Genomic DNA, 12,054 nt, shown 5'->3' on the forward strand with positions numbered 1-12,054 from the left:
ATGCCCGCACCGGAAAAGGGCCCTGACAGGGACGAAACAGCGACGGGCATTCTCTTTGCCTGTAACATGAATTCCATTCGCTCGCCCATGGCCGAGGCGATTGCCCGGCACCTGCTGGGCCCGGACGTGCTGATCGATTCCGTCGGCGTTTATGAAGGCGGCCCTGATCCATTTGTTGAGATGATCCTCGCCGAGGACGGCATCACGCTGGGTGAGCATGAGGCGAAGACCTTCGAGGAGATCGATCCTGCGAAATTCGGCACCGTGATCATGCTGACACCAGAAGCGGTGGACCGGGCAGGCGAGGTTTTTCCGCCGTCAAACGTCGAATTCTGGCCGATCCCCAACCCGACCGACGAACGTGGCAGCCGCGACCAGCTCATGGGGGCCTATCGCGCAGCCCGCGATGCCTTGAAAATGCGGATAATCAGCCGCTTTAACGCACTCGTCCCTTGATTTTTCAGGTGGTACCCCTCATTTTCCGCACTCCGTCGCGGGCGTGATGCCAACGCGGCGTGCCTGTCTGGCGGGTTTGGCGCCGTCGTAACCGAGGATTAGCATGGCAAAGGAAGAACTTCTGGAATTTTCCGGTACGGTGGAGGAACTCCTTCCCAATGCGACCTTTCGTGTAAAGCTGGAAAATGACCATGAGATCATTGCCCACACGGCTGGCAAGATGCGCAAGAACCGCATCCGTGTCCTGGCCGGCGACAAGGTCCTTGTGGAAATGACCCCCTATGACCTGACCAAGGGTCGCATCACCTATCGCTTCAAATAGGCGGGGCAGGACGTGTCGTCCGCCACGCCGCGGCTCATTCTCGCCAGCCAGTCGCCAAGACGGCGTGACCTGCTGGCGATGATCGGGGTCGTGCCGGACTCGATCGAGCCGGCCAATATCGACGAAACTCCCATGCAAGGCGAACTGCCGGGCCCCCATGCCGCAAGGCTGGCGCGGGGCAAGGCCATGGCTGTGTCCGTCACCGCGCCTGAAGCGCTGGTGCTCGGCTCCGACACGGTCGTCGCCGTCGGCCGCCGCATCCTGCCGAAGGCTGAAGATGAGGCGACGGCGCGGGAGTGTCTTGAACTCATCTCAGGCCGGTCGCACCGCGTCTATACCGGCGTGTGTCTTGCCGGCCCTGAGGGTCGGCTGGCCGAGCGCCTGGTCGAGACGCGGGTGAAGGTCCGCAATCTCTCCGCGCAGGACATCGACGCCTATATCGCCAGCGGTGAATGGGACGGCAAGGCTGGCGGCTATGGCATCCAGGGCGCTTTTGCTGCACATGTCGTCTCCATCATTGGCTCGCACCCCTCTGTCGTTGGCCTGCCGCTTTACGAGACCCTGAACCTGTTGCGCGGGGCAGGGTGGAAAGCCGCGTGAGCGCCCGTGTGCTGATCGATTACGGCCCGGTCGAGACACGGGCCGCCCTGCAGGAAGACGATGTCATTACGGGGCTATGGATCGGCCCCGGTTTTGCCATGCCGCGACCGGCAATGGCGGGCGAACGTTTTACCGCGCGGGTTGAGGCCATCGACAAGAAACTCGGCGCAGCCTTCGTCGATCTCGGCGATGAACAGGGTTTCCTGCCGCTGCCCGGCAAGCAGGCCCTGCAGGAAGGGCAGGAACTGGTGGTGGAGGTCCGAACACCAGCGCGTGGCGGCAAGCTCGCCAGCGTCAGGCTGTCGCCGGACCAGAAAGAACCCGAGGCAAGGCAAAGCCTGCTGAGCCATTCTATGACGCAATTAGGCGGGGAGGGTGCGGAGGAGATTCTGCTTCATGCCCCTGTCGATAAATTCATCGAGGCGAAGTCATCCTTGGGCGGATCAATCGCGCATGCAGGCCCCGATCTCTTTGAGGGTGCAGGCGCCGAAGAAGCCTTCGAGCAGGCCCTGTCACGCGTCGTCGACCTGCCTGGCGGGGCGCGGCTGGCATTTGATGAAGCCGAAGCCGTGACAGCGATCGACATGGACATCTCAGCTACCGGCGGCCAGTCAAAAGCCGGAGCCGTTGCAAAAGCCTGTCGGGCGGCGATCCCCGCCATCGCCCGCCAGATTTCTCTGCGCGGTATCGGCGGGCAGGTCGTCATCGATTTCCCCGTAACGCGTCGCGACGGAAAGGCCATCCATGCCGCGCTACAAGAAGCGGCCAAGACCAAAGGCTGGCGCTGTCATCCGCTCAGCGACGCGGGCCTTGTCGCCCTGACTGTCGCCCGGCAGGGCTGGAGCCTGCTCGACTATGTCACCGAGCCTGCCGCCAACGCGCCAGTACCTGGCAGAGAGTGGACGCTGGACCATCTCGCCGCCAAGGCCCTGCGCCTTACCGAGCGCTCTCTCGATGCTGACCGTGCGGCCCGGCTGGAGCTTTTGCTGCCGCCAGCTGTCCACGCTCATATCGAGGCGCACAAAGGCTGGGTGCAGCCCCTCTATGACACTTATGGCAATCGCCTTACATTGATCGAAGACGCAGGCAGAGAAAGGGATCGCGCCGATGTCAGATAGACACGCTGAACCGGGCTGCGCCATCTGCGGCGACGCGGTGGATGAGAAATACACACCATTCTGTTCGAAACGCTGCGCTGATGTGGACCTGAACCGCTGGCTGTCCGGCTCCTACGCCATTCCCGGCGAGCCGGTGCCGCTGAGTGATGATGATAATGAGGACCGGTCATGAAACTGACGACGGCGCTGGAGACATGGGAGCTGAAACGCACCTTCCGCACGTCCCGGCGCAGTTTCGATCATGTCGAAACCATGATGGTCACGCTGGAGAAGGATGGCGCAAGGGGCAGGGGCGAGGCCGTTGGCGTCAACTATCGCGGCGAGACCGCCAAGTCCGTGCAGGGGCAGATCGAACAACTCCGGGACAAGATAGAAACCGGCCTCTCCCGCGAAGAATTGCAGGACCTGCTGCCCCCAGGCGGTGCCCGCAACGCGCTCGATTGCGCCTTGTGGGATATTGAATGCAAGGACAAGTCGCAAACGATCTGGGCACTGACGGGTATCAAGCCATCGCCCGTCACAACGGCTTATACCGTCGTCATAGACGAACCACACCGCATGTATGAGGCGGCTGGAGCGGCGCCGGAGATGCTGTTGAAAATCAAGGTCAGTGCCGATGGCGCTTTCGACCAGATCACCGCAGTACGCGAGGCGCGGCCAGATGCGCGGCTTATCGTCGACGGCAACCAGGATTTCACGCTGGATCAGTTGAAAGCGCTCATCGCCAGGATCGAAAAACTGGGTATCGAGATGATCGAGCAACCCCTGGCGGCTGGTGCCGATGATGGCCTGTCTGACTATGCATCGCCGATACCGCTTTGCGCTGATGAAAGTTTCCATACGGAGGCTGATATTGCGAAAGTCTCCGGCCGCTATCGCTACGCCAGTATCAAGCTGGAAAAGGCCGGGGGGCTTACCAATGCGCTGTCGCTGATCGGCAAGGTCGAGGATGCAGGTCTCGGCGTCATGATTGGCTGCTGGGCGGCTACATCGCTTTCAATGGCGCCGGCCTTCGTTGTTGCGCAGGGTGCCGCATACGCCGATATCGATGGTCCATTGCTGCTGAAGCAGGATCGTCCGGATGCGATGGAATATCGTAAAGGGATTGTTAATCCACCCCATCGGCGCCTCTGGGGCTGAGTTTTGCCGGCTGAACGGGGCAATTATCCGACAATTGCCCGAATTAAACTCAATTTTAATTGTAATCGATTTATTTAATCGTCCAGCCAGTTGGTAGTACCCGGTTATGAACAAGAAAATTCTGGATATCCTTATTGTCGAAAATGACGATATCGATTTTCTCGCTATCAAGCGTCACCTGAACTGGTCAGGCAAAGCCGAGTTCCGTCTCACCCGCGCTATTTCCGCCGAAGCAGCATTGGCCGCCGTCGGCGATGTCAGCTTTCATTGCGCGCTGGTCGATTATACGATTGGCAGCGAAAAGACATTCGATCTGCTGCAAAAGTTTGGCGGTCATGAAGGTGATTTCCCGGTCGTCGTACTGACGGGCCACAATGTCGGCCTGCTTGAAGACGCGGCGCTTCAGAAAGACGCGTTCGATTTTCTCGAGAAAACGGCTCTGACACAGCAATTGCTGCAACGGACGATCTTTTATGCCATTGAAAACCATCAGGTCATGGCCAATCTGCGTGTGGCCCTGGAGGACGCGCAGTCCCGGGCGACGATGAAGCGGCATATACTGTCATTGGTCAACGAGCAGATCGAGCCGGCATTGACAGCCATCTCGCAAGCTTCCGGCGACGCCGAACAGGTAAGGGCAATGGCGGAGCAGGGGCTGAGTTTCCTGAAAACCCTGTCAAGTTATACCAGTCTTGATGAAGAGAATGTGCGTCTTGGTCTGGAATCCTTCAGTGGCTCATCATTATTCGAGGCCATGATCGAACGCCTGACATCTCTTGCCCGGCAACAAGGCGTGACGGTAACGATCAGCCATGCAGGGCTCGATGAGATTAATCTGCAGGGGGATCGTGAGAAACTCGGCCAACTTGTCGAGGCTATTGCCTCGCGGCTCGTCGCAAGCGACTCTGTAGGCAAGTTGTCGATCGAGGCCATGCAAGAGGACGGACAGCTGGTTTTCAACATGACAGCGGCACCTCGTCCCGATGAAAAAGCCCCGATACTGTGTGATATTCTGTCTGCAAATCATTTTTATTCGAAAACAGGCAGGCACGATGTTTCCCTGCTTTCGCTGGCGTCGGCATATAAACTGATCAGCCTGATGAAAGGGGCAATAACCCTGCCATCGCAGGACATGTGCCGTATCAGCATTCCAGTGACGGTTTCAGGCAGGTCCGGGGAAAGACCTGTCCGGCTTCTTTTTCCAGCGCGGGAGCAGTATTACCCGCGGGATGCCAAGGCCTGAGCGATCAGGTTTCAGGCTCGGGCCTATATCCCCAGCTTGTTCGCATGCCAGTCGATATGCTCGGCCATGAAGGTCGAGATAAAGTAATAGCTATGGTCATAGCCTGGCTGCAGGCGGAAGTTCAGCGAGATATCCGCCTTCTCGCAAGCCACTTTCAGCAAATCCGGTTTTAGCTGATCCTTCAGGAATCCATCCGCATCGCCCTGGTCGACGAGGATCTCGCGCATATGCGCGCCATCCTCGATCAGCGCGACGGTGTCATGACGACGCCAGCTTGACTGATCGCCACCGAGATAGCCGCCAAGCGCTTTCTGGCCCCACTGGCAGCTCAGTGGCGAGGCGATAGGCGCAAAGGCAGAAACGCTCCTGAACGTCCCCGGATTTTTCAGGGCAAGTGTCAGGGCGCCGTGGCCACCCATTGAATGGCCGGTAATGGACTGGCGCGTCATGTCGGCGGTGAAGTTTTCCTCGATGATACCGGGCAACTCCTTCATGATATAGCTTTCCATGCGGAAATGCTCTGCCCACGGCTCTTCTGTCGCGTCGAGATAAAAGCCTGCACCCTGGCCCATGTCATAGGCCTCGTCGTCGGCTACGCCTTCGCCGCGCGGCGAGGTGTCAGGCGCTACGAAGATGATTCCGTGCTCGGCGCAGGCCCGGCGGTACTCGCCCTTTTCCATGACATTGGCATGGGTGCAGGTCAGGCCGGACAAATACCACAGCACCGGCAGCTTGTGGCCATTACCTGCCTGCGGCGGCAGGTAGACCGCAAAGGTCATGTCCGTGCGGGTCTCTTTTGACTTGTGCCGGTAGACGCCCTGAGTGCCGCCAAAGGCGGTGTTGGTCGAAACTGTCTCCAAAGCCATCAGTACACCACCACGGAGCGGATCGACTTGCCCTCATGCATCAGGTCGAAGCCCTTGTTGATCTCTTCCAGCGACAGGGTGTGGGTGATCATCGGGTCGATCTCGATCTTCTTGTCCATGTACCAGTCGACGATCTTCGGCACATCGGTGCGCCCGCGTGCGCCACCAAAGGCCGTGCCTTTCCACACCCGGCCCGTGACCAGCTGGAACGGCCGCGTCGCGATCTCCTTGCCGGCCTCGGCAACGCCGATGACGATCGACTCGCCCCAGCCGCGATGGGCACTTTCCAGCGCCTGTCGCATGACGGTGGTGTTACCGGTGCAGTCGAAGGTGAAGTCGCCGCCGCCATCGGTCAGCGCAACGAGATGCTGGACGATGTCGCCATCGACCTTTTTCGGGTTGACGAAATGGGTCATGCCGAACCGGCGGCCCCATTCCTCCTTGTCGTCATTGAGATCGACGCCAATGATCTTGTCGGCACCGACCATCTTCGCGCCCTGGATCACGTTCAGGCCAATACCACCGAGCCCGAAGACAATGACGTTCGATCCCGGGGTGACCTTCGCCGTATTGGTCACCGCACCGACACCGGTCGTCACGCCGCAGCCGATATAACAAGCCTTGTCGAAGGGCGCGTCATCGCGGATCTTCGCAACCGCAATTTCCGGTAGCACGGTGAAGTTCGAAAAGGTCGAGCAGCCCATATAGTGATAGATCGTCTCGCCCTTGTAGGAGAAGCGAGAGGTGCCGTCCGGCATCACGCCCTTGCCCTGCGTTGCACGGATCGACGTGCAAAGGTTTGATTTCTGCGACAGGCAGGTTTTGCACTGGCGGCATTCCGGCGTGTAAAGCGGAATAACGTGGTCGTCAGGCTTCACGCTGGTCACACCGGGGCCAACCTCACGCACGATGCCGGCGCCCTCATGGCCGAGGACCGACGGAAACAGGCCTTCGGAATCGAGACCGTCCAGCGTGTAGGCGTCGGTGTGACAGATGCCGGTCGCCATGATCTCGACCAGTACTTCGCCTTCTTTCGGGCCTTCCAGGTCCAGTTCGACGATTTCCAACGGCTTCTTGGCTTCGAATGCCACGGCGGCACGAGTTTTCATGGCTTGTCCCTCAGGTTTGATTGTCCTGTGCACAATGTAAGGCGTTGCCCCGGAAGGCAATGATAGTGATACCTACAATATCACGGCCGGGGAGGCGGGCCGCTTCGGCATTCTTGCCGTCAATTACAGCTCACGGCATCAGTCTCGCCGCTGTCCAGCCGATAGCGCATCACACTGTCCTCGGCCTTCAATTCGTCTACCAGCCGTTTCTCTCGCGCAAGTCTGCCCTGTATTTCTGCGATACTGTCCGGATAGAGAGCACAGGCATTGTTGATACTGTTTTCTATCTCGACCTTTTCCCGGTTCAAGGTGCGTTCCAGATCGAAAGCGTCGTCACAGCCCGGACGGTAGGCTTCGCTGCGATTGCGCATATCGACGCTCATTGAAGTGGCGTGCTGGATCGCTGAGTTGCATGCCGCGCGGCTTTCCTGCGTGCGCTTTTCAACGGCGGCCTGCGTGTCCTCGATCGTTTGGTCGAAGTCCCTGGTCCAGTTGCTGGCCGGGGCGCAGGCAGTGCGGTATGTCTCAAGAGCGGAGGCAACCTTCTCATGCCATAGGGCTTGTGGATCGTTCCCCACGTCCGTCAGGTTTGCCGACACGTCGTCAAGGGCAGAACCCAAAGCCTGCATGGCCGGGTTGCAGGCTGGCCATGCCTTCGCTGCCGTTTCAAACCCGTCTATGTCCGCGTTGAGCTGCTTGATCGCCGGCTTCAGCTCAGCCGGGCAATTTTGGTCAAGCAGGGCGTTTATCCGGCGCAGGGCATTCAGATAAATGACCAGCCGGTCAGGGGCACTTTCCAGCCATGCGCTGGCCTTGTTCAGCTGGCTGTACAGATCATTGCCGATCACCTTGCATTTGTCAGCTGTGTTGGACGTCAGCTCGGTTTCCAGAGTTGTTGTGCCGCCGGCAATCCGGTCGGCATAGGTGTTCTCAGCCGGTGTTGTAGTGCAGGCTGTCTCTATCATGTATAGCCGGAAGGCCGCCTGATAGGCATTGGCAAAGCTCCTGTCCGGCGTTTTGTCTTTCTGATAGCCATCTATGTTTGGCCCGTAGAGTTGCACGAACTCCTCGCATCTATTCGGCGCAGGCTCTTGAGCGGCCAATCCCTGCGGTATTGCAAGGGGAGCTGTCGCAATCAGTGCTACCAGAGCGGCGGCGGCGGTTACGGCGCCGAACAAGCCGCCAACAACGCTGCGTAGGGCCGAGGCTCTGCGTGATGTCATTAGTCTCTCCCATGTCCTGTGCCTACGCTTGCACCGGCGCAAGGTCCGATCAATCCCCGGTCCGGGGGACAGAGGCGGTGGAAAGGACAAAAAAATCGCCTATTGATCGTTAAACGGCATGGACAAGGCCGCAAATCTTGCCTTATACACCTCGCTCCGGCGGCAATAACCGCCATTGGATAGCCGTAATGACGGTAATCCTGCCCAGGTAGCTCAGTTGGTAGAGCAGCGGATTGAAAATCCGCGTGTCGCTGGTTCGATTCCGGCCCTGGGCACCATTTACTCCCGCGACTAATTTCACTCTCGATTGTCGCTCTTTGATTAATCCAACCCTTCCGGTCATGGAAAAATCTAGCTATGATTGTATTGGGTTGCCTGCTTCCGGTGGCCAGTACACAGGAGATAGGTATGGTTGGTATCCGTGATGTAGCGGCAGGCTTTTTTCTCGAGGACAATGCGGGGTTGATTTCCCGGGGATTTGCCAACGAGGACATCTTCATCGTTCCTGTGCATCAATATGCGTGTGGTTGCGCCAGCTGCAAGGAAGCGCAGGACCGGGCCGCGACCGATATCGATCCCCAGCATAGCGCAGTGGCTGTGGACGACTTTACGTCGCTCCTGGCCCCGCTCGGCGATGACTATTATCGCTGGAACTGGAATGGCGAAGACACCCAGACTGGTGTGACTTTTGTGACCTATTCTTTCTGGGATGGTGGCAACCTGCCTTACGATATAGCGCTGCAGAATGGCGCTACCTCATCATTCCAGTTCACCGAAGCGCAACAGGCAGCAACGCGCCTTGCGCTTGCCGAGTTCGCGGATGCCTCCGGTCTCGTGTTCATCGAGGTCGAGGAAGCAGGCATGCTGAACTTTATCGGCATTTCCGGGTCCGATGATGTCGCGGGCTATGCTTATTACCCCTCGCTCGACCGTGGACCGGGATATGGCATTTACATCAGCGGTGGGCAGTTCACGAATTTTGGTGTCGGGACATTCGAATACACTGTCGTGCTGCACGAAATCGGCCATGCCCTCGGGTTGAAGCACCCGTTTGAGGGTGACATCACGCTGAACCCGGCGATAGATGATACCGAGACGACGGTCATGAGCTATAATGATGTCGTTCCATTCGTTGAAAGCCTGGGTCCACTGGATATAGATGCGGTCCAGTTTCTCTACGGACAGGATATCGACCCGACAGCCGCCGGTATCGACTATAGCTGGGATGAGGCGACAGACACTTTCACTGTAACCGGCAGCAATAATGCCGATACCTTCAACGGCGTCGCCGGCACCAATATCCTGCGTGGTATGGGCGGCGACGACCATATTCTGGGCGCTAACCAGAACGATATTCTGTATGGCGGTGCCGGGGATGATTTCCTCGACGCCTGGGAAGGCGACAACACCGTCTTCGGTGACGAGGGTGATGACACTATTGTCAGCAACAGCTATGGCTCCAGTGTGATCCATGGTGGGGACGGTAACGATACCATTGAGACGTGGTCGGACAATGACGAGCTGCATGGCGATGCAGGTGATGACATTTTTTACATTGATCGACTGGATCAGCTGACCCAGATTTTTGGCGGTGAGGGATTCGATTCGGTCAGTTTCCAGCATGCCAGTGGCCTGCCTACGGCTATTGTACCGTCCTTGAGTACCTGGAGCTCGATAGAGCGAATTATTGCCACAGAGACGAGCGATTATCTCGACGGTTCCTCGGGCGATGACTACATCGATGGCGCAGGCGGCGATGATACACTCGCAGGCAGGCTGGGTAATGACCGCCTCGATGGTGGTGCCGGGGATGATTACCTGATTTCGGACGTCGGGTCCGACCTGATTTCAGGTGGCGATGGTTTTGACAGCGTCTCGTTCCAGGACCGTACCAGCGGCGTTAATGTCCTTTATGTCTCGTCCGAAAGTGACCTTGAGGTCTTGCAGGGATGGACGCTTGTACATGGTATCGAGCAGGTATTCGATACAGAATACGCCGATCTGTTTATCGGCAGCACAGGTGACGATATTTTCACGATAGGCAGGGGGGGGGACTCCTATGATGGCAAGCAGGGCAATGACAGCCTTGTCTTTGGCAGTGAGTTCGTTGGATTCAGTCTCGCAACCGGCCTTGTGACGAAGGCCGATAGCTCACACACGGTTTCCGCACGGAATATCGAGACGCTCGTTGCTACCAGCGGCATGCGGCTGGAAGGGACCATTGGCACGCAGACGCTCATGGGCAGCGAAGGGAACGATATCCTCTCGGGCCTTGCCGGAAATGACCGGCTGGTTGGTGGTGACTATGGCCCAGACCTTGCCGATTATTCCAATGACTACCTCTATGGCGGAACCAGTGCCGTCAATATCGATCTGCGCCAGCAGACGGGCGTTGACGGCTTTGGCAATGTCGACACCTATATCGGTATCGAGGGGGTGATTGGTACACGTCTTGACGACACCCTCACAGGTAATAGCGACAACAATGTCTTAAGGGGCGAAGACGGCAATGACCAGATATCCGGTCGAGAAGGCGATGACATCCTTTATGGCGGTGCTGGAACGAATATCCTTCGTGGCGGCGACGGAGATGACGAGATTTATGCGGAAGGCACTGGCGATCAGCTTTTCGGCGATGCCGGAAATGACACTTTCTACCTGAACAATGATAGCCACACTATTCAGGGTGGGGACGGTTTTGACACGGCCAGCTTTGGAGAGAGCTGGGATGGTATCGTGATATCCGTCACCGCGATGAACCTTGCAGGCATAGAAACTCTCGTTGCGTCGCAAGCTGCGGATATAGTTTACGCAGGCGCCGATGCCATGACAATTTATGGCGCGGCCGGTGATGATATTATTTATGGTTCCGATGCCGACAATAGGCTCAACGGGGGCTGGGGCGTCGATTTGATTGTTTCCGGCAGCGGCCGAGAGGAGATAGATGGTGGCTATGAAATCGGCTGGTCTGGCGATTATCTTGCATTTCAAGACATTCTGACCGGGGTTTATGTAAACCTGCTCACTGGTGAGGGCCGCGGCGGTGATGCCGAGGGCGACACCTATAATCGTATTTCTGGCGTGTACGATACCGAAGCGGACGACACGATTATTGGTAACTCTCGTGGAACAACCTTCTTCTTCAGCGGAGGAAATGATTATTACGAGGGCTATAGCGGGGGGCGTTCGGATACAGATACATTGCGATTCTCGAAGGACATTGGTCCCATCACGATGGATCTTTCCAGCGGCGATTATTTTGCTGCCAGTGCAAGCGGCCTGAATGTACTGGGTGGTCTGCAACTCGTTTCGATAGAACGTGTCTTAATAGAAGAATCCTACATCAACAACGATACTCTCCTCGGAAGGGATGGCTTAGACGTATTCGGCGGGGGCGGTGGTAATGATTCGCTCTCCGGCCGGGGCGGGGACGATGAGCTTTCGGGCAATAACGGCGATGACGTCCTTATAGGCGGTAGTGGCGTCGACTGGCTCGATGGTGGTGCTGGCTATGATACTGCGGACTATTCTTCAGATTCCGGCGCTGGAGGTTCAGGCAGAATCTTCGCCGATCTTTCGGCAGGGACCATCATCGACGGGTTTGGTGATGCCGATACAGTGATCAGTATCGAGAACGTCATAGCCGGCAGCAATGGTGACGAGCTTGTCGGCTCGGCCGCCCGCGACACCCTATTCGGTATGGCCGGCAATGATTTCCTCGCCGGGCGCGACGGCAATGATGTGCTGGATGGGGGTGATGGTGACGATCGCATGTTTGGCGAGGCCGGGGCCGACCTGCTGCGTGGTGGTCTTGGTAATGATTATCTTGTCGGCAATGACGGCAATGACGTCCTCGTCGGCGGCGACGGCGCGGATAACATTCAGGGCCGTGATGGCGACGACCGGTTGTTCGGTGAAGGCGGTCACGACCGTATTCTCGGTGGTACGGGTAATGACTATCTCGTTGGCAATGAGGG

At 57.8% G+C, this 12,054-nt stretch carries 10 protein-coding genes, 1 tRNA gene and 1 pseudogene; 9 read left to right on the forward strand and 3 right to left on the reverse strand.

Going from position 1 to position 12,054, the window contains the following annotated elements; all coding sequences use genetic code 11:
- The 7 genes from FF098_RS15025 to FF098_RS15055 all read left to right on the forward strand — a co-directional run bounded on the left by FF098_RS15025 (nt 1) and on the right by FF098_RS15055 (nt 4,879).
- On the forward strand, nt 1-456 hold the full coding sequence (locus FF098_RS15025; RefSeq protein WP_155142041.1) for an arsenate-mycothiol transferase ArsC: 456 nt from the start codon (nt 1-3) through the stop codon (nt 454-456).
- Nucleotides 457-559: 103 nt separating this feature from the next.
- On the forward strand, nt 560-778 hold the full coding sequence (gene infA, locus FF098_RS15030; RefSeq protein WP_031550659.1) for a translation initiation factor IF-1: 219 nt from the start codon (nt 560-562) through the stop codon (nt 776-778).
- 12 nt (nt 779-790) lie between these two features.
- Nucleotides 791-1,378, forward strand: coding sequence for a Maf family protein (locus FF098_RS15035; protein ID WP_166426568.1), 588 nt, complete (start codon nt 791-793; stop codon nt 1,376-1,378).
- Complete coding sequence (locus FF098_RS15040) at nt 1,375-2,496, forward strand: ribonuclease E/G (RefSeq protein ID WP_155142043.1); 1,122 nt, start codon at nt 1,375-1,377, stop codon at nt 2,494-2,496. The genes FF098_RS15035 and FF098_RS15040 overlap by 4 nt, the downstream gene beginning before the upstream one ends.
- Entirely contained in the window at nt 2,486-2,668 is a 183-nt protein-coding gene (locus FF098_RS15045; RefSeq protein WP_155142045.1) for a DNA gyrase inhibitor YacG, read from the forward strand. The genes FF098_RS15040 and FF098_RS15045 overlap by 11 nt, the downstream gene beginning before the upstream one ends.
- On the forward strand, nt 2,665-3,636 hold the full coding sequence (locus FF098_RS15050; RefSeq protein WP_155142046.1) for a dipeptide epimerase: 972 nt from the start codon (nt 2,665-2,667) through the stop codon (nt 3,634-3,636). The genes FF098_RS15045 and FF098_RS15050 overlap by 4 nt, the downstream gene beginning before the upstream one ends.
- Nucleotides 3,637-3,742: 106 nt before the next feature.
- Entirely contained in the window at nt 3,743-4,879 is a 1,137-nt protein-coding gene (locus tag FF098_RS15055; RefSeq protein ID WP_155142048.1) for a response regulator, read from the forward strand.
- 23 nt (nt 4,880-4,902) lie between these two features.
- Here the strand turns inward: FF098_RS15055 and fghA are convergent, their stop codons facing one another.
- From fghA to FF098_RS15070, 3 genes are all read right to left on the reverse strand, one after another.
- Nucleotides 4,903-5,745: an S-formylglutathione hydrolase gene (gene fghA, locus FF098_RS15060; RefSeq protein ID WP_155142050.1), complete on the reverse strand. Its 843-nt coding sequence runs from the start codon at nt 5,743-5,745 to the stop codon at nt 4,903-4,905.
- Nucleotides 5,745-6,854, reverse strand: a complete 1,110-nt coding sequence (locus tag FF098_RS15065; protein WP_155142053.1) for an S-(hydroxymethyl)glutathione dehydrogenase/class III alcohol dehydrogenase — start codon at nt 6,852-6,854, stop codon at nt 5,745-5,747. Before FF098_RS15065 ends, fghA begins: the two co-directional genes overlap by 1 nt.
- A 119-nt stretch (nt 6,855-6,973) precedes the next feature.
- Entirely contained in the window at nt 6,974-8,077 is a 1,104-nt protein-coding gene (locus tag FF098_RS15070; RefSeq protein WP_155142055.1) for a hypothetical protein, read from the reverse strand.
- Nucleotides 8,078-8,279: 202 nt separating this feature from the next.
- Here FF098_RS15070 and FF098_RS15075 point away from each other — a divergent pair.
- Nucleotides 8,280-8,355: transfer RNA gene (locus FF098_RS15075), tRNA-Phe, on the forward strand.
- 130 nt (nt 8,356-8,485) lie between these two features.
- Nucleotides 8,486-12,054: pseudogene (locus FF098_RS15080) on the forward strand (hypothetical protein); the annotation flags it as partial.

It is taken from the genome of Aquisalinus luteolus (assembly GCF_009712425.2).
Classification (GTDB): domain Bacteria; phylum Pseudomonadota; class Alphaproteobacteria; order Caulobacterales; family Parvularculaceae; genus Aquisalinus; species Aquisalinus luteolus.